At 66.6% G+C, this 17,193-nt stretch carries 15 protein-coding genes; 3 read left to right on the top strand and 12 right to left on the bottom strand.

The window, feature by feature from the left end; translation table 11 throughout:
- Positions 1-3: 3 nt before the first annotated feature.
- The 6 genes from eutA to WMC41_RS23505 all read right to left on the bottom strand — a co-directional run bounded on the left by eutA (position 4) and on the right by WMC41_RS23505 (position 5,553).
- Positions 4-780 carry an ectoine utilization protein EutA gene (gene eutA / locus WMC41_RS23530; protein ID WP_432349143.1) on the bottom strand — a complete coding sequence of 259 codons (777 nt, stop codon included), beginning with the start codon at positions 778-780 and terminating at the stop codon, positions 4-6.
- Positions 780-1,442 carry an ectoine/hydroxyectoine ABC transporter permease subunit EhuD gene (gene ehuD, locus WMC41_RS23525; RefSeq protein WP_288079241.1) on the bottom strand — a complete coding sequence of 221 codons (663 nt, stop codon included), beginning with the start codon at positions 1,440-1,442 and terminating at the stop codon, positions 780-782. Before ehuD ends, eutA begins: the two co-directional genes overlap by 1 nt.
- Positions 1,443-1,444: 2 nt before the next feature.
- On the bottom strand, positions 1,445-2,104 hold the full coding sequence (gene ehuC, locus WMC41_RS23520; RefSeq protein WP_272807727.1) for an ectoine/hydroxyectoine ABC transporter permease subunit EhuC: 660 nt from the start codon (positions 2,102-2,104) through the stop codon (positions 1,445-1,447).
- A gap of 205 nt (positions 2,105-2,309) precedes the next feature.
- On the bottom strand, positions 2,310-3,137 hold the full coding sequence (gene ehuB / locus WMC41_RS23515; RefSeq protein WP_432349315.1) for an ectoine/hydroxyectoine ABC transporter substrate-binding protein EhuB: 828 nt from the start codon (positions 3,135-3,137) through the stop codon (positions 2,310-2,312).
- An 86-nt stretch (positions 3,138-3,223) separates the two neighbouring features.
- A complete protein-coding gene (gene ehuA, locus WMC41_RS23510) occupies positions 3,224-4,009 on the bottom strand; it encodes an ectoine/hydroxyectoine ABC transporter ATP-binding protein EhuA (protein WP_432349140.1) in 786 nt (261 codons plus the stop codon).
- Positions 4,010-4,131: 122 nt separating this feature from the next.
- Positions 4,132-5,553 carry a PLP-dependent aminotransferase family protein gene (locus WMC41_RS23505; protein WP_432349313.1) on the bottom strand — a complete coding sequence of 474 codons (1,422 nt, stop codon included), beginning with the start codon at positions 5,551-5,553 and terminating at the stop codon, positions 4,132-4,134.
- A gap of 66 nt (positions 5,554-5,619) precedes the next feature.
- Between WMC41_RS23505 and WMC41_RS23500 the strand changes: the two genes are divergently transcribed.
- The 3 genes from WMC41_RS23500 to WMC41_RS23490 all read left to right on the top strand — a co-directional run bounded on the left by WMC41_RS23500 (position 5,620) and on the right by WMC41_RS23490 (position 9,361).
- The gene (locus WMC41_RS23500; RefSeq protein WP_064332869.1) at positions 5,620-6,102 is read left to right on the top strand and encodes an Lrp/AsnC family transcriptional regulator; all 483 of its coding nucleotides are present in this window, start codon (positions 5,620-5,622) and stop codon (positions 6,100-6,102) included.
- A gap of 131 nt (positions 6,103-6,233) precedes the next feature.
- Entirely contained in the window at positions 6,234-7,730 is a 1,497-nt protein-coding gene (locus WMC41_RS23495) for an NAD-dependent succinate-semialdehyde dehydrogenase (RefSeq protein ID WP_432349138.1), read from the top strand.
- A gap of 257 nt (positions 7,731-7,987) precedes the next feature.
- Complete coding sequence (locus WMC41_RS23490) at positions 7,988-9,361, top strand: aspartate aminotransferase family protein (RefSeq protein ID WP_432349137.1); 1,374 nt, start codon at positions 7,988-7,990, stop codon at positions 9,359-9,361.
- A 76-nt stretch (positions 9,362-9,437) separates the two neighbouring features.
- Here the strand turns inward: WMC41_RS23490 and WMC41_RS23485 are convergent, their stop codons facing one another.
- The 6 genes from WMC41_RS23485 to WMC41_RS23460 form a co-directional block, all read right to left on the bottom strand.
- On the bottom strand, positions 9,438-11,237 hold the full coding sequence (locus WMC41_RS23485) for an NAD(P)/FAD-dependent oxidoreductase (protein ID WP_432349136.1): 1,800 nt from the start codon (positions 11,235-11,237) through the stop codon (positions 9,438-9,440).
- Between the two features lie 66 nt (positions 11,238-11,303).
- A complete protein-coding gene (locus WMC41_RS23480) occupies positions 11,304-12,377 on the bottom strand; it encodes a 2,3-butanediol dehydrogenase (protein ID WP_432349135.1) in 1,074 nt (357 codons plus the stop codon).
- A gap of 162 nt (positions 12,378-12,539) precedes the next feature.
- Positions 12,540-14,411 (bottom strand): sigma-54-dependent Fis family transcriptional regulator, encoded by a 1,872-nt coding sequence (locus tag WMC41_RS23475; protein WP_432349133.1) that lies wholly within the window; start codon positions 14,409-14,411, stop codon positions 12,540-12,542.
- Between the two features lie 88 nt (positions 14,412-14,499).
- Positions 14,500-15,462, bottom strand: a complete 963-nt coding sequence (locus WMC41_RS23470) for an ABC transporter ATP-binding protein (RefSeq protein WP_432349131.1) — start codon at positions 15,460-15,462, stop codon at positions 14,500-14,502.
- Positions 15,459-16,370 (bottom strand): ABC transporter ATP-binding protein, encoded by a 912-nt coding sequence (locus WMC41_RS23465; RefSeq protein WP_432349129.1) that lies wholly within the window; start codon positions 16,368-16,370, stop codon positions 15,459-15,461. The genes WMC41_RS23470 and WMC41_RS23465 overlap by 4 nt, the downstream gene beginning before the upstream one ends.
- Complete coding sequence (locus tag WMC41_RS23460) at positions 16,367-17,188, bottom strand: ABC transporter permease (protein WP_272807717.1); 822 nt, start codon at positions 17,186-17,188, stop codon at positions 16,367-16,369. Before WMC41_RS23460 ends, WMC41_RS23465 begins: the two co-directional genes overlap by 4 nt.
- Between the last annotated feature and the right edge of the window lie 5 nt (positions 17,189-17,193).

The raw sequence follows: 17,193 nt of genomic DNA, 5'->3' as shown, positions 1-17,193 counted from the left end.
GCGTCACCGTCCCGGATAGGCGCGCGTCATCAGCCGGCCGAGCGCCGGCCGAGCCGTTTCGTCGCCGCAAAGGCGCAGGCACGCCCAGGCGGTGGCGAGGTTGCTGGTGACGACCGGCCTGCCGATGGCCGCCTCGATCTTTGCCGCCACGCCCGCCGCGCGCACGGCGGTGCAGGAGATGAAGAGCGCGTCGCACTCCGGCGCCGCCGCCTCCTTCGCGAAGGCGACGATCTCTTCCGGGGAAATCCGCGCCATGTCCCGATCGTCGGAAAGGCCGAGGCAAGTGAAGCGGGCGATGTCGAAGCCGAGGGCCAGGAAGTAGTCGGCCATTGGCCGGCTGGTTTCGAGCGTATAGGGCGTCAGGACGGAAATCCGCTTCGCGCCAAGCGCCTTCAGGCCGGAAACCGCGGCAGCGGTCGGCGTCACCACCGTGGCGGTGGGCTTGGCCGCCTTGATCGCCGCCTTCACTGCCGCGTCGCCGATGACGACCGAGGCCGAGGTGCAGGAATACATCACGACATCCAGTGGCTCATCCGGCAGGATGAGCGCCGCGCCCGCCGTCAGCGAGGGCTGCATGGCGGCGAGGTTCTCCGGCGTCACCGGATTGGCGTAGGGAATGCGCGTCGCATAGACGCCGATCCGTCCGTTCGCCACCATGCGCTGGAAATCCACCTCCGTCGTGTGGTCGGTCGCCAGGATGATCAGGCCGACGCGTTTTTCCAGCGGGCGATCGTCGAGTTTTGGCGCGCGGGAGGCCAGCGAGAGATCAAGGGTCTGCATCAGCGTTCCTCCACCCGGGCGTAGCGCTCTTCCAGCCAGCGCAGGAAGACGACGGAGATCAGGCTCATGATCAGGAAGAACACGCCGACCAGCGTCATCGGCTCGATGTAGCGATAGCTGCTGTTGGCGACGCTCTTGGCCTGGTTCATCAGTTCGAGCACCGTGATGGCGGAGAGCAGCGGCGTCTCCTTGAACATGGCGATCAGGTAGTTGGCAAGCGCCGGGATCATCGGCGGGATTGCCTGCGGCAGGACGACGTGGATCCAGGTCTGGCGGCCGGTGAGGTTCGTCGCCTTCGCCGCCTCCCACTGCCCGCGCGGCACGTTCTCGATGCCGGCGCGATAAACCTCCGCCGCATAGGTGCCGTAGTGCAGGCCGAGGCCGATGACGCCGGCGAGCAGCGCCGGCAGGCGGATGCCGATATCGGGCAGCACGTAGAAGATGAAATAGAGCTGCACGAGCAGCGGCGTGCCGCGGATGAACTCCACGACGAAACCCGTGGCCCTGGCGATCGGCTTCGGTGCCGTCATGCGCAGGATCGCGAAGACGAGGCCGATCACGGCGGCGACGGCGGCGCCGAGCACGGTCGCCAACAGGGTGATCTTCAGGCCCTGAAGCAGGGTCGGCATGATCTCCCAGACGAAATTCCAGTCCCATTCCATCGTCAGGTCCTCACACCATCGAGGCCGCGGGTGACGCGCCGTTCCAGCCAGCGCATGGCGGTGGAGATGGCGAGCGCCATCAGGAAGTAGAGCACGAGGATGGTGGCGAAGGGGATCAGCGTGTTGCCGGTCTGCGCGCGCACCACCTGGGCCTGGAAGGTCATGTCGGTGAGCGAGATCAGCGAGACGACGGCCGTGCCCTTCAGGAGCTCGATCGCATTGTTGCAGAAGGTCGGCAGCATCAGGGGCAGCGCCTGCGGCAGGATGACGTGACGCATCGCCTGGCCGCGCGTCAGGTTGAGCGCGATGCAGGCCTCGCGCTGCTCGCGCCCGATCGCCTTGACCGCGCCGCGCACCACCTCCGCCCCGTAGGCCCCGACATTGAGGCCGAGGGCCAGCACGCCTGCCTGCAGCGGCGAGAGCGTGACGCCGGCAAAGGGCAGCACGAAATAGACCCAGAAGAGCTGCACGAAGATCGATGTGCCGCGGAAGAACTCGATATAGGTGGTGGCGAGCGCCCGGACCGCCATGAAGCGGCTGACGCGCCCGAGCCCGGCGACGAAGGCCATGACGAGAGCGAGCGCCGAGCCCATCACGGTGAGCTGAAGCGTCACCAGCGCGCCTTGCAGGATCAAGCCTATATAGCCGGACCAGTCGGTCATGGTGTGTTCCACGTTAACGTCAACGGAGCATCGCCCCTCATCCGCCTGCCGGCACCTTCTCCCCGCAAGTGGGGAGAAGGCAGAACAGGGGCCGGCTTCCCGCCCACCAAAGCACGCGATGACGGGAAAGCCTGGCCACCAGCCCCTTCTCCCCGTCTACGGGGAGAAGGTCGCGGCAGCGGGATGAGGGGCAGATCCACCATTCTTACTGCGCCGCGCAGAGCTTTTCGCGCGTCGTCGACATGGCCGCTGCGGCGGAGAAGCCGTAGGGCTCGATGATCTTGGCGAATTCACCGGATTCCTTCAGTTTGGCGAGCTCGACGTCGAAGGCATCGCGCAGCGCCTCGTCGCCCTTGCGGAAGGCCGCGCCGTCGCAATAGACCGGGGCGCCCTCGACCGGTGCGACGACCTCGATGTTCGGATCGTTCGCCTTGGAGACGAGGTCGTTGATCGACAGGACCGGCAGCGAATAGACGTCGATGCGGCCATCCTGCAGCATCTTCAGGCCGCTCTGGCCATCCGGCACGACGATGACGCGGTCACGCGGCACGCCGGCTTCGAGCGCCAGCTTCTCTTCCGTGCCGCCGCCCGGCGCGCCGATCTTGGCATCCGGATTGTCGGCGATGTCCTTGTAGCTCTTGAGGCCGAGCGGATTGCCCTTCTTCAGCGCGAAGGCCTCGGCATCGCACAGGATCGGCTCGGAATAGGCGACGGCGGCGCAACGCTCCGGCTTCATGAAGAGGCCGGCGGTGATGACGTCGTGGCGGCCGGCCTGCAGGCCCGGGATCATTGCGCCATATTCCGAGATCGAGGCGACGATGTCGCCGACGCCGAGGCGCTTGAACACCTCGCGGGCGACGTCGGGCGCCGCGCCCGAAACCTTGCCGTCGGCGGCGACCGCCGTGAACGGCGGTTCGTTGGCGATGGCGACGCGGGCAAAGCCCTGCTCCTTCAGTTCCGCAAGCTTGCCGTCATCGGCAAAAGCCGGCGCGGCGGCGACGACTGCCATCAGCGCGCTCGCGCCGGCGGCCATGGTCAAAAACGTCCTGATGCTCATTGTTCCGAACTCCTCTGGCTGTCTCTAGTTGTTGCTTGGAGCATTGTTTCCGAGGAAGATCCTCAGACGCGGTGCCCTGCCGCGATGATCTTGCGCAGGAAGGTCTGCGTGCGTTCCTGCCTGGGATTGCGGAAAATCTCGTCCGGCTTGCCCTCCTCGACGATCCTGCCGCGATCGAAGAAGAGGATGCGGTCGGCGAAATCGTGGGCGAAGCCCATCTCGTGGGTGACGAGCAGCATGGTCATGTCGGTCTCGGAGGCGAGCTTGCGCATGACGTTCAGCACCTCCTCGACCAGTTCCGGGTCGAGCGCCGAGGTCACCTCGTCGAACAGCATGATCTTCGGCGAGAGCGCCAGGGCGCGGGCGATGGCGACACGCTGCTTCTGTCCGCCGGACAGCTGGGCGGGCATGTTCCTCGCCTTGTCGGCAAGGCCCACCATGTCGAGAAGCTCCATTGCCCGCTTCTCGGCCGCGGCTTTCGCCACGCCCTTGGTCAGCATCGGCGCCAGCGTGACATTGTCGAGCACGCATTTGTGCGGGAAGAGATTGAAGTGCTGGAAGACCATGCCGATCTTCTCGCGCATCCTGTGCAGGTGCCGGTCGTCCGCCGGCACGAGGCCGCCGTTCTTCGGCATGTGGTAGAGCTGGTCCCCGTCGACCTCGATATGGCCGTCGCTGATCGTCTCCAGCGTCATCAGGATGCGCAGGATCGTCGTCTTGCCGGAGCCGGAGGGGCCGATGAGGGCGAGCTTCTCGCCCGGCAGCACCTCCATCGACAACCCGTCGAGCACGGTCAAGGGACCGTAGCGCTTCACGATATTGTCGATGCGGATGATGGGTGCGGCCATGCATGTCTCTCCCTGTCGAGACCGTGTTGGCCTAACGATGCGCGGCGATCGAAATCATGTCAATGTAGATAATAATCTCATGACAATTATTGTTTCGCCGCCCATTTCGCGGGCATCCCGACTCAAATCGCGAGCAACAGCGCCTCCGGGTTCCCGCTGGCCAGCGAAGCCAGAATGCCGAGCCCCGTGCGAAGTTCCTGCTCCGTCGTCGAGCCGAGGGAGATGCGCACGGCGGGCTGCCAGCCCTGGTCGGCGGTACGGAAGGAGGAGCCGGGCGCGATGGCGACGCCGCGCAGGCGGGCCTGCGAGACGAAGCCCTCCTCCGTATGCCCTTCCGGCAGCGGCAGCCAGACATGCAGGCTCTGCGGATGCGAGCGATAGGGCAGGCCCGCGAAGATCTCCTCCGCGATGGCATGGCGCACCGCCAGCGCCCGGCGCTGCCAGGTGACGAGTTCCATCGCAGTACCGTCGCCGACCCAGCGCGTGGCGATCTCGGCGATCGAGGGCGTCGCCATCCAGTTCGAGACGAGGTGCCGGTTGGCGACGGCCGCGACATAGCGGTCGGGCGCGGCGAGATAGCCGATGCGCAGGCCCGGCACCGTGATCTTGGTGAAGCTCGTCACGTAGAGCGTGCGCTCCGGCGCGTAGGCGGCGAGAGGCGGCGCCCTCTCCTCGACGAGCGGCCCCAGAATGTCGTTCTCGATGATCGCGATATCGTGGCGCCGCGCCACCTCGGCCAGCGCCTGCCGGCGCTCTCCGCTCATCAGCGTCGCGGTCGGGTTGATGACGGAGGGCTGCAGGAACACGGCGCGGATGACGCCCTTGCGGCAGGCCTCGTCCAGCGCCTCCGGGATCATGCCGTCGCGGTCGATCGGCAGGCCCTCCAGATGGAGGCCGAGATAGGTGGAGAGCGGTACCAGCGTGTGGTGGCTGATCGCCTCCGTGGCAACGGTCGCGCCGGGCGGGGCGACGCTCATCAGCGCCACCGTCATGCCGGACGTCGCGCCGTTGGTGAGGCTGATGTTGAGCGGCGAGATGTCGAGCCCGCAGCGCGCCAGCCATTCGGCCGCGACGGTCCGGTGGCGCGGGAAGACCATGTTGGGACGGAAGGAGAGCGCCGAGCTCGACGGCAGGTTTTCCGCGAGCCACCCGAAGGCCTCGCGCATGCGCTCCAGGTGGATTTGCTCGCAGACGGGTTTCAGGATCGACAGGTCGACCAGCTCGCCGAGCCGCTCGGGCAGGTAGGGCGGCTCCGGTTCCTTCGGCCGCGTCTGCACGAAGGAGCCGCGGCCGATCTCGCCGGAAATCAGGCCGCGGCGGATCAGTTCGTCATAAGCGCGGCTGACGGTCTGCACGGAAAGTTTCAGGTCGTCGGCAAGCTTGCGGTGTGGCAGAAGGCGTGTACCGTTGGGCAGCAGCCCTTCCTGGATGGCGCGGGCGATCTGCTCGGCGAGAGAAAGGTAGGCCGGCCGGCGCAATTGGGATATATCGGGTCGCCAATTTGTCATGATTTCAACAGTGCTCAAATTCAGTTCAATTGACAACGCCAAAATGCCTTTCCATGGTCTTTTTCTCGGCTTTGACATGATATCCGCCCGGAGGGCGACCGCATGAAACTCGACGCCATCGACCTGCGCATCCTGGAGGCGATCCAGGAGAACGGGCGCATCACCAAGCTGGCGCTGGCGGAGAAGGCTGGCCTTTCCCCGACGCCCTGCTGGCTGCGGCTGCGCAAGCTGGAAAAGGCGGGAATCGTTACGGGCTATCATGCGCGCGTCGCGGTGCGGCGCCTGGCGCCGGTCGCCAGCGTCATGATGGAGGTGACGCTGGCCAACCACCGGCAGGCCGATTTCGACCGCTTCGAGCGCGCGGTGGCGGCAACACCGGAGATCGTCGCCTGCTGGTCCGTCGGCGGCGGCGTCGATTACATCCTGAAGATCATGGCCCCCGACATCGACGCCTACCAGCGCCTCGTCGACGACCTGCTCGACCGCGAACTCGGCATCGACCGCTACTTCACCTACATCGTCACCAAGACGGTGAAGGAGGAGACCGCGCTGCCGCTGACGACGCTGCTGCCGGCCCCGGACTGATATCGACGTAGAGAGATTGTCTATGGCCGGCGGCCGGTTTGGCCAAAGTCTCTGCGGCCGAGCCCGGCAATAGACAATCTGTCGCCGCGCCTCTGGCAGACTTACCGTCGACACAGCCAGAGGAGGCCGACATGACCGCCCTATTCGCCCGGACCGTTTTCCACGAAGCGCTCGCCCGCCTGAGCGATCCTCACCTGCTGCGCGAACTCTCCTATGTCGGCGGCCGCTGGGTGGCCGGCCGCGACGGCGACAGCTTCGCCGTGACGGACCCCGCCTCCGGCGCGACGCTCGCCTGGGTCGCCGCGCTCGATGCCGGCCAGACGGCGGAGGCGGTCTCGGCCGCGGCGAACGCCTTCCCCGCCTGGCGGGACCTGCTGGCGCAGCAGCGCGCCGCGATCCTGCGCAAATGGCACGGGCTGATCCTCGAAGCGCGCGAGGACCTCGCGCTGCTGATGACGCTGGAACAGGGCAAGCCGCTCGCCGAATCCCGCGGCGAGATCGACTATGCCGCCTCCTTCATCGAGTGGTATGCCGAGGAGGGCAAGCGCCTCAATGCCGAGAGCGTGACGAGCCACCTGCCCGGCGCCGAGATGATCGTGCGCCGCGAGGCGCTCGGCGTCGTCGGCATCGTGACGCCGTGGAACTTCCCCTCCGCCATGATCACGCGCAAGGCCGCCGCCGCGCTTGCCGCCGGCTGCACCGTGGTCGCCCACCCTTCCAGCGAGACGCCGCTTTCCGCCCTCGCGCTTGCCGAACTCGGCGAACGGGCCGGCCTTCCGGCAGGCGTCTTCAATGTCGTGACGGGCGATGCCGCCACCATCGTCGCCTGCATGAACGCCGACGCCCGCGTGCGCGCCATGAGCTTCACCGGTTCGACGGAGATTGGCAAGCTGATCGCCGGCCAGTGCGCGCCGACCATGAAGCGCCTCGTGATGGAGCTCGGCGGCCATGCGCCCCTGATCGTCTTTGCCGACGCCGATATAGAGAAGGCGGCCGACATCGCCGTCAACGCCAAGTTCGCCACATCGGGACAGGATTGCCTTGCCGCCAACCGCATCTATGTCGAGCGCCCCGTCCTTGCCGCCTTCACCGACGCCTTCAAGGCCCGCATCGCGGCGCTGAAGGTCGGTGCCGGGCTGGAGGCGGATGTCGAGATCGGCCCGCTGATGCACGAGCGCGCCATCGCCAAGATGGAGGAGCAGGTGGCCGACGCCGTAAAACACGGCGCGAAGGTCCTCACCGGCGGCAGGCGCCACAAGGCCGGCCCGCTGTTCTACGAACCGACGCTTCTGACCGAGGTTTCCGACGATGCGCTGATCATGCGCGAGGAAACCTTCGGCCCCGTCGCCGCCGTCACGGCCTTCGACAGCGAGGCGGAAGTGATCGCCCGCGCCAACGACACCGAATACGGCCTCGTCGCCTATGTCGTCACCGAGAACGGCGCGCGCCAGATGCGGCTTGCCCGCGCGCTGGAATACGGCATGGTGGCGGTCAACCGCGTGAAGATCACCGGCGGGCCGATCCCCTTCGGCGGCTGGAAACAATCCGGTGTCGGCCGCGAAGGTTCGCGCCACGGCATGGAGGCCTTTACGGAACTGAAATATCTCTGCATCGACACCGCTGCTTGAGCGCGGGCGCGTCTCCACCGGCTTGATTCCGGGCACCTGCTCCGGGCGCCCGACCCCGGGGTGCCCAACCTCTCGACCGTCATCCTCGGGCTTGACCCGAGGATGCATGTGCCACCGAGATTGTGGATCCTCGGGTCAAGCCCGAGGATGACGGAGGGAGAGTGAGGATGACGATGGGAAAAAGGGAATGACGGTGAAAATATCGGACAACCGCGCCCCAGAACTCTAAAAACAACCGACTTCGAAAGGAAAAGACCATGCTCGACCGACGCAACGAACTCACCGCCTGGGACCGCGACCACTTCTTCCACCCCTCCACCCATATGGGCATGCACGCCCGCGGCGAGACGCCGACGCGCGTGATCGGCGGCGGCGAGGGCGTCTACATCACCGACACGAACGGCAAGACGAGCCTCGACGCCTTTGCCGGCCTCTATTGCGTCAATGTCGGCTACGGCCGCACGAAGATCGCCGACGCCATCGCAGAGCAGGCGAAGAACCTCGCCTATTACCACGCCTATGTCGGCCACGGCACGGAAGCCTCGATCACGCTGTCCAAGATGATCATCGACCGTGCGCCCAAGGGCATGAGCCGCGTCTATTTCGGCCTGTCCGGCTCGGATGCAAACGAGACCAACATCAAGCTCGTCTGGTACTACAACAACATCCTCGGCCGGCCGGAGAAGAAGAAGATCATCTCGCGCTGGCGCGGCTACCACGGCTCGGGCGTCATGACCGGCTCGCTGACCGGCCTTCACCTCTTCCACAACGCCTTCGACCTGCCGCGCGCGCCGATCCTGCACACGGAGGCCCCCTATTTCTTCCGCCGGCCGGACCGGTCGATGGACGAGGAACAGTTCGCGCAATATTGCGCCGACAAGCTGGAGGAGATGATCCTTGCCGAAGGCCCGGACACCGTCGCCGCCTTCATCGGCGAGCCGATCCTCGGAACCGGCGGCATCGTGCCGCCGCCGAAGGGTTACTGGCAGAAGATCCAGGCCGTGCTCGACAAGTACGACATCCTGCTGATCGCCGACGAGGTCGTCACCGGCTTCGGCCGCCTCGGCACGATGTTCGGCTCCGACCACTACGGCATGAAGCCCGCCCTCATCACCATCGCCAAGGGCCTCACCTCGGCCTATGCGCCGCTCTCCGGCACCATCGTCTCGGACAAGGTCTGGGAGGTGCTGGTGAAGGGCTCGGATGAACTCGGCCCCATCGGCCACGGCTGGACCTATTCCTCGCACCCGATCTGCGCCGCCGCCGGCGTCGCCAATCTCGAACTCATCGACGAACTCGGCCTCGTGGAAAATGCCGGCTCCACCGGTGCCTATTTCCGCGGCGAACTCGCCAAGGCCGTTGGCGACCACAAGCATGTCGGCGAGGTGCGCGGCGACGGCCTGATGGCGGCGGTCGAATTCGTCGAGGACAAGGACGACCGCGCCTTCTTCGATCCGGGCAGAAAGATCGGCCCGCAGGTCTCCGCCGCCCTCCTGGAACGCGGCGTCATCGGCCGCGCCATGCCGCAGGGCGACATTCTGGGCTTCGCCCCGCCGCTGTGCCTGACCAGGGAAGAAGCGGACATCGTCGTGAAGGCGACGGCCGATGCGGTGAAGGCGGTTCTCGGCTAAGCCGGCCGGCAATCCATACCGGCACGACCCCATCGAGGGCGGGCGGCGCAACGCCGCCCGCCCTCGGCGCGCCGGCCTACTTCCGGTGATGCACCGGTTGGAGGGCGTAGACCGGCGTCGGGATGCCTTCCATGCGCGCCTTCAGCTGCAGGGCGAGATATTGCGAATAGTGGCGCGACTGGTGCAGGTTGCCGCCGTGGAACCACAGCGCCTCCTGCTGCGTCGGCTTCCACATGTTGCGCTGCTCGCCCTCCCAGGGTCCCGGATCCTTCGGCGTATCCGAACCGAGACCCCAGACCTTGCCGACCTTGTCGGCGGTCTCCTGGTCGATGAGATCGGCGACCCAGCCGTTCATCGAGCCGTAGCCCGTCGCATAGACGATGACGTCGGCGGGGATTTCCTTGCCATCGGAAAGTCTGATGGCGTTTTCCGTGATCTCCTCCACCTGCCCCGCGGCAAGCTTCACCTTGCCGTCAATGATGAGCTGCGAGGCGCCGATGTCGATATAGTAGCCGGAGCCGCGGCGCAGGTACTTCATGAAGAGGCCCGAGCCGTCCGCGCCCCAGTCGAGCTGGAACCCGGCCTTTTCCAGCGCCGCGTAGAAATCGGCGTCGCGCTCGCGCATCTTGTCGTAGAGCGGGATCTGGAACTCGTGCATGATGCGGTAGGGCAGCGAGGCGAAGATGAGGTCGGCTTTCGCCGTCGTCACGCCGTTCGCCAGCGCCTGCTCCGAATAGAGCGAACCGAGGCCGATATCCATCAGCGTGTCGGAGCGCACGATATGGGTCGTCGAGCGCTGGATCATGGTGACGTCGACGCCGGCCTCGTAGAGCGCGGCGCAGATGTCATGCGCCGAATTGTTCGAGCCTATGACCACGACCTTCCTGCCCTTGTAACCGTCCGGACCCGGATGCTGCGAGGAATGGTGCTGCTCGCCCTTGAACCGCTCTCGGCCCTTGAAATCCGGGATGTTCGCCTTGCCGGACATGCCGGTCGCAAAGACCAACTGCTTCGGCCGCAGCACCACCTCCTCGCCGTCGCGGTCGACGACGACGGTCCATTCCCCGGCGGCCTCGTCCCATTTGGCGGATTTGGCGGCGGAGCGCGTCCAGTAGTTCAGCTCCATGACCTTGGTGTAGAATTCCAGCCAGTCGCCGATCTTGTCCTTCGGCGCGAAGACCGGCCAGTTCTTCGGGAAATCGATATAGGGCAGGTGGTCGTACCAGACGGGATCGTGCAGGCAGAGCGACTTGTAGCGCTTGCGCCAGCTGTCACCGGCCCGGTCGTTCTTTTCCAGGATGATCGTCGGCACGCCGAGCTGGCGCAGCCGCGCGCCGAGCGCGATGCCGCCCTGCCCGCCGCCGATGATGACGGCATAGGGCTGCTTTTCGTAGCCGAGCGTGCGTTCCTCCTCCTCGCGCTCCTCCTTCCAGGTCTTGGCGCCGACATTCTGGCCATGCCTGGCACCGAGCGGGCGCGTGAAGCCGGATTTCTCCTCGTGGCCCTTCAGTTCGGACAGCACCGTCAGCAGCGTCCAGATGAGGCCGTTCTTGAAGCGCACGAGGCCATAACCGCGCCCGACCGCCGTCTCGAACGAGATCCAGCTTTCCAGGACGCCATCCGCCTCCGTCGCCGCCTCGCCGTCGGCGACGCGCCAGTTGGAAGGCCTGGCGGTGGAGAGCTGCGATTGCAGCATGTCGCGCACCTGATCGCGCCCCTCGACGGTCTTGAGGTTCCAGGTGAAGGCGACGAGGTCGCGCCAGTAGCATTCCTCGGCGAAGAGGGCGACGGCATCGTCGATCCGGCCGCTCTCGAGGGCCGCGCCGAACGTATCGAGAAGCGTCTGGACGCGGGTGGTGGGGGTTTTGTCGAGCATATGTTTCTCCTCCTGCTCAGGTGAAAGACGGGGCGGCTCCTCAACCGCCCCGCAAGACGGACCGGCCTAGCGAGACAGGTCGATCAGGATCTTCAGGTGCTTGCCGGCCGGGTCGAGCAACTGGTCGAACCCTTCCGAAACGGCCTCGCGGAGCGAGACATATTTCGTGACGATGCGGCTTGCCGGGATCTGGCCGCTGGCGATCAGCCGGGCGACGCGCGGCCAATAGTGGGTCGGATAGGCCCAGGAGCCGCGGATATCGATGTCCTTGAAGGTGACGTCGAACCAGTTCAGCGGGTTCTCGCCGGGGTGAAGCCCGGTCTGCACGACGACGCCCTGCTTGCGCACCGCATCGGCGCAGTTCTTCAGCGCGTGCTCGTTGCCGACGCATTCGATGGCGACATCGCAGCCGACGCCGCCCTCCGTCTCGGCGCGGATGACGTCGCCCACCTTTTCCGTCTTCGGATTGATGGTGCGCACCGTGCCCAGCGCCTCGCGCGCCAGCGCCAGCCGCGTATCGTTGAGATCGGAGAGGAAAATCTGCGAGGCGCCCGCGGCACGCGCCGCCATGGCGACGAGAATGCCGATCGGACCGGCGCCGGTGACGAGCACGCTGTTGCCGGCCGTCACGCCGCCGCGGTCGCAGGCATAGACGGCGACCGCCGTCGGCTCGATGAGCGCGGCCTCCTGGTCGCTCAGGGCGTCCGGAATGGGCTGGACATTGTAGTCGTTGAGAAGGGCGGCCTCGGCCATGCCGCCGGAATGCCAGGAAAGGCCGGCAAGCGCGAGGTTGCCGCTGAGATGAAAGAGGCCGCGATCGGCATAGTAGTCGCCCTGGCGGGGCATGATGAGCGGCTGGATCGACACCCGGTCGCCGGGCTTCACATGCACGACGCCCGCGCCGACCGCCTTGACGACGCCACCGAATTCGTGGCCGAGGATCTGCGGCCCGTGCGCGCCGGTGAAGGGATGCGGCTCCTTCGGCACGAAGATCGGGCCATAGGCATATTCATGCAGGTCCGTGCCGCAGATGCCGCAGAAGCGATTCTCGACCAGCACCTCGCCCGGGCCGGGCGACGGCGGGGCATCGACCTCCTCGATGCGCAGATCCTTGGCGGCGTGAAAGCGCAGAGCTTTCATTGTGTTTCCTCCTGTTGTTCTTGCACAGGAAGGTCAGCAAGCGCCGTGCCAGAATGGCGGATCTCCTGATTTCACTGTCTTTTCAAACAATTGCGAGGAAGGGGATTCCGCCGCCGGGCGAAATGCAACAGGTGGCGTGCAACAGGTGTTGCAGGCGCCGCGTCAGTTGAGACGCTTCAGGCGACGGTGGATGGTCGAGCGGTTGACGCCGAGTTTGCGGGCGAGCGCAGAGACATTGTTGCCGCAATCGCTGAGCGCCTGGCGCAGTTCGCCGTCATCGTCGGACGGGGCGGCAACAGGCCCGGCGAAGAGATGGTCCGGCAGGCAGTCGACATCGATGACGCCGCCCTCGGAGAGCGCCGCGGCGACGCGCAGCGCATTGGAAAGCTCCCGCAGATTGCCCGGCCAGGCATGGGCCAGCAGGGCGGCCTGCGCCGCCTTGTCGATGCGGTAGGTCTCGCCGTTCTCCTTTTCGACGCGGGCGAGCAACTGGTCGATCAGCCAGCCGAGGTCCTGCCGCTCGCGCAAGGCCGGCAGGCTGAGCATCGCCGCATTCAGGCGATAGTAGAGATCCTGCCGGAAGCGACCCTCCTTCACCAGGTCGGCAAGGTCGCGGTGCGAGGCAGAGAGCACGCGCAGGCGCACCGGGCGTGCCTTCAGCGCGCCGACCGGCTGCACCTCGTTTTCCGAAAGCACGCGCAGCAGCCGGCTTTGCAGCATAAGCGGCATGTCGCCGATCTCGTCGAGGAAGAGCGTTCCGCCATTCGCCTCCTCGATCAGGCCGCGCTTGCCCTTCTGGCTGGCGCCGGTGAAGGCACCGGGCGTGTAGCCGAACAGCTCCGACTCGATGAGATGTTCGGGGATCGCCGCGCAATTGACGGCGACGAAATTGCCGCCGCCGCCGCAGCTGTCATGGATCGCGCGGGCGAGGAACTCCTTGCCGCTGCCGGTCTCGCCCTGGATGAGGATCGGGATGTCGCGCGCCGCAAGCTTCGCCGCCCGCGCCTGCACCCGCTGCATCGCCGCGTCGCCCTGGCTGAGGTCGCGCAACGCCCGCGGCAGACGCGGCGCCGGCATGTTCGGCGCGCGCAGGCTGACGGCGGGCGCGATGGCGCTGGCGAAGAGCACGAGGCCGTTTTTCGCGCGCAGCAGGCGTTCGCCGTTCGGCCGGCCGCGCATGAAACGCGGCAGGTCGTCCACATCCATGTCGAAGACCTCGGAGATCCGCAGGCCGAGGAAATCGCGCGTCGCCAGGCCGCGCATGTTCATCGAGCGGGCGAGCGCGCCGAAACCGCCATGGGTCATGCCGGTGATGCGGCCGGAACCGTCGAGCGCGATGGCGGCGTCCGGATCGACGTCCAGGAATTCCGGCGAGCGGGCAAGGCGCAGCACCCAGTCGTTGCGGGTGCGGGTCATGAGGTTGGCAAGCTCGATGCGCCGCGCGGTGGAGGTGGCAAGATGCAGCGCCAGCTGCTGGCTGGCCTTGGCGGTCGGCGAGCGGAGCTGGGAAATGTCGAGCACGGCGGTGAGGTCGCCCAGCGTGTCGAAGACCGGCGCGGCCGTGCAGGTCAGCCCGATATGGCTGGCATCGAAATGATCATCCTGGTGGATGATGACCGGCTCGCCGGAGACGATGCAGGCACCGACGGCGCAGGTGCCCGCGCGGTTTTCGGACCATTCCGAGCCGAGATAGAGCCCCGCCTTGCGCAGCTGGTTGTCGAAGGTCGGATCGCCCATGAAATCGACGGTAACGCCGCGCGCATCGGACAGCAGCAGCACATAGTTCTGCCCGGCGACCTGGTTGAACAGGCCTTCGAGGCCGGAGCGGCCGATGCGGATCAGTTCCTCCGCCTGCTCGCGGTGTTCGCGCAGCTTCAGTTCGGGAACGATATAGGCTTCCTGCGCGATGGTCGGGTCGAGCTTGTAGTCGTTGAGGCAGCGCAGCCAGGATTTGACGACGGGCGCATCGCGCGGGCTGACGGCGCCCATGCCGACGCGTTCGATCTCCCGTATGTGCGACAACGTCGACACCATAAGACATCCTCCCGCCCGCATGGTGGCACAGGAGCCGCCGCGGGACAATCGCCCATAGGTCGGACGCGAAATGCGCCAGCGGGCGGCATCAAGCCGTCGATGCCAGCCGCACGCGATGGCCGGGGGCGATCTCGGTGAGCGCGGAGGGCACCGGCGGCGTGAAGACATCCGGCGCCGCGCTGCCGTCGGACACGAAGCGGCGCCCATCGGGCAGGGCCGCATCCATCGCGAAAGCGGCTGCGCCCTGGTTCAGCGCCGCATCCGGATCGGGAATGGCGGCGATCAGCCGGCGGGTATAGGGGTGGGTCGGCGTCTCGAAGATCTGCCGCCAGCCTCCCTCCTCCACCACCTCGCCGAAGAACATCACCAGCACCCTATCGCTCATGTGCTCGACGACGCTGAGGTCGTGGCTGATCATGATGTAGGAGAGGCCGAGCTTTTCCTGCAGGTCGAGCAGCAGGTTGATGATCTGGGCCCGGATCGAGACGTCGAGGGCGGAGACCGGCTCGTCGAGCACGACGATCTCCGGTTCGAGGATGAGCGCGCGGGCGATGCCGATGCGCTGGCGCTGTCCGCCGGAGAACTCGTGCGGATAGCGGCGCGCCTGCTCGGGCGTCAGGCCGACATTCTTCAGCATGGCCTCGATTCGGCCCTCGATTTCCGACGCCGCGGTGACGCCGTGCAGCTTCAGCGGCGCGGCAAGCGAGGTGCGCACGGACTGGCGCGGGTTCAGCGAGGCGTAGGGGTCCTGGAAGACCATCTGCACCGCTTTCGCGCGCTGCATGCGGCCCGGCGCGCCCGGCCCGGCAAGCGGCTGACCGCGATAACGGATCGTGCCTTCCGTCGGCTCCTGGAGGCCGAGGATGGAGAGGGCCGTGGTGGATTTTCCGCAGCCGGATTCGCCGACGATCGACAGGCATTCGCCCTTGGCGAGGTCTAAGCTGATGCCGTTGACGGCGTGCAGCATGCGCCGTCCCGTACCGAACAGGCCGCCGCCGGAAATCGGGAAGCGGACATGAAGATCGTCCACCTGCAGCAGGGGCGCTGTCATGGCTGGCTCCCTTCCGCCCCGCGCGGCGCGATGAAGCGGGTTTCCGTCAGCGTCGAGCGGTCGGCGATGATGCTGTCGATATCGACGAGACGCTGGCGGCCGTGCACGCTGCGGCTGCCGAGGCGCGGCAGGGCGCCGAGCAAGCCGCGCGTATAGGCGTGGCGGGGGTTTTCGAAGAGCGCCCGCGTCTCGTTCTCTTCCACGAGGCAGCCGGCATACATCACGCCGACGCGCTGGCAGATGCTGGCGATGACGCCGAGATCGTGGCTGATGAAGAGCACGGCCGTACCCCGCGCGGCGCAAAGCTCCTTGATCAACCGCAGCACCTCGGCCTGCACAGTGACGTCGAGCGCTGTCGTCGGCTCGTCGGCGATGAGGAGATCCGGGTTGCAGGCGAGCGCCATGGCGATCATCACGCGCTGGCGCAGGCCGCCGGACATCTGGTGCGGATAGTTCTTCGCGCGGCGGTCGGGATTGGGCACGCGCACATTGCCCAGCGCCTCGACGGCGAGCCTTTCCGCCTCGCCCCAGCTCTCGCCCTGGTGCAGCACGAACATCTCGGCGATCTGCCGGCCGACCGTGGAGAGCGGGTTCAGCGCCGTCATCGGCTCCTGGAAGATCATGGCGATGCGGTTGCCGCGCAGGCGCCGCATCTCGCGCTTCGGCAGGGAAAGCAGGTTCTGGCCCTTGAACAGGATCTCGCCGCCCGAAACGGCGAGCGGCTTCTTCAGGAGCCCCATGACGGCCAGCGAGGTGATCGACTTGCCGGAGCCGGATTCGCCGACGAGCCCGTAGGCTTCGCCCGGCATGATCTCAAAGGAGACATCCTTCAACAGCGGGTGATGGGCGGAGCGGCCGAGGGCGACGCCGAGGCGAAGGTTCCGGATGTCGAGAAGCGGCGCGGTCATGGCTTGCGCGTCCTCATATGCGGGTCGAGGCTGTCGCGCAGGCCGTCACCCAGAAGGTTGAAGCCGAGCACGGAGAGGAAGATGGCAAGGCCGGGGAAGATCGCCACCCAGGGCGCAAGCTGGATGAGCTGGCGCGCATCCGTCAGCATCGAGCCCCAGCTCGGGAACGGCGGCTGGATGCCGAGACCGAGAAAGGAGAGCGCGGCCTCGGAAAGGACGGCCGAGCCCATGCCGAGCGTCGCCATGACGAGGATCGGCCCCATCATGTTGGGCAGGATCTGCGTGAACATGATGCGCAGGTCCCCGTAGCCGAGCGTCTGCGCCGCCTGCACGTAACCCTGCGACTTCAAGGAGAGCGTCGAGGAGCGGGCGATGCGGCAGGTCCAGCTCCAGTTGGTGAGGCCGAGCGCGATCAAGAGCGACGGCAGGCCGGGGCCGAGCACCGCCATGACGGCGAGCGCGAAGATCAGTGAGGGGATGGCGAGCATGACATTGGTGAGGCCGTTCACCAGATCGTCCCACCAGCCGCCCCAATAGCCGGCGGTCATGCCGAGCGTGACGCCGATGACCGAGTTGATCACCTGCGAGACGATGCCGACCGTCAGCGAGATCTGCGCGCCGTAGAGGATGCGGGTATAGACGTCACGCCCCTGCCCGTCCGTGCCGAACCAGAAGGTGGCGTCGGGCGGCAGTTCGGAACTCATCAGGTCCGCGTCGAGCACCGGATCGAAGGGCGCGATCCACGGGGCGAGCACGCCGGCGAGGATGACCAGCGCCGTCAGGCTCGCGCCGAGCCAGAAGTTGAAGCCGAGGCGCATTCCCG

Origin of the sequence: Shinella yambaruensis (genome assembly GCF_050859155.1) — a bacterium.
Classification (GTDB): domain Bacteria; phylum Pseudomonadota; class Alphaproteobacteria; order Rhizobiales; family Rhizobiaceae; genus Shinella; species Shinella yambaruensis.
This window is presented reverse-complemented; position numbering and strand designations above follow the sequence as displayed.

Bases quoted from the DNA above. Each gene is read 5' to 3' on its own strand.
- WMC41_RS23480 (WP_432349135.1), bottom strand. From the start codon at position 12,377: ATGAAAGCTCTGCGCTTTCACGCCGCCAAGGATCTGCGCATCGAGGAG.
- WMC41_RS23490 (WP_432349137.1), top strand. From the start codon at position 7,988: ATGCTCGACCGACGCAACGAACTCACCGCCTGGGACCGCGACCACTTC.
- WMC41_RS23460 (WP_272807717.1), bottom strand. From the start codon at position 17,188: ATGCGCCTCGGCTTCAACTTCTGGCTCGGCGCGAGCCTGACGGCGCTG.
- WMC41_RS23475 (WP_432349133.1), bottom strand. From the start codon at position 14,411: ATGGTGTCGACGTTGTCGCACATACGGGAGATCGAACGCGTCGGCATG.
- ehuB (WP_432349315.1), bottom strand. From the start codon at position 3,137: ATGGCCGCCGGCGCGAGCGCGCTGATGGCAGTCGTCGCCGCCGCGCCG.
- ehuC (WP_272807727.1), bottom strand. From the start codon at position 2,104: ATGACCGACTGGTCCGGCTATATAGGCTTGATCCTGCAAGGCGCGCTG.
- WMC41_RS23495 (WP_432349138.1), top strand. From the start codon at position 6,234: ATGACCGCCCTATTCGCCCGGACCGTTTTCCACGAAGCGCTCGCCCGC.
- WMC41_RS23470 (WP_432349131.1), bottom strand. From the start codon at position 15,462: ATGACAGCGCCCCTGCTGCAGGTGGACGATCTTCATGTCCGCTTCCCG.
- WMC41_RS23465 (WP_432349129.1), bottom strand. From the start codon at position 16,370: ATGACCGCGCCGCTTCTCGACATCCGGAACCTTCGCCTCGGCGTCGCC.
- ehuA (WP_432349140.1), bottom strand. From the start codon at position 4,009: ATGGCCGCACCCATCATCCGCATCGACAATATCGTGAAGCGCTACGGT.
- WMC41_RS23500 (WP_064332869.1), top strand. From the start codon at position 5,620: ATGAAACTCGACGCCATCGACCTGCGCATCCTGGAGGCGATCCAGGAG.
- ehuD (WP_288079241.1), bottom strand. From the start codon at position 1,442: ATGGAATGGGACTGGAATTTCGTCTGGGAGATCATGCCGACCCTGCTT.
- eutA (WP_432349143.1), bottom strand. From the start codon at position 780: ATGCAGACCCTTGATCTCTCGCTGGCCTCCCGCGCGCCAAAACTCGAC.
- WMC41_RS23485 (WP_432349136.1), bottom strand. From the start codon at position 11,237: ATGCTCGACAAAACCCCCACCACCCGCGTCCAGACGCTTCTCGATACG.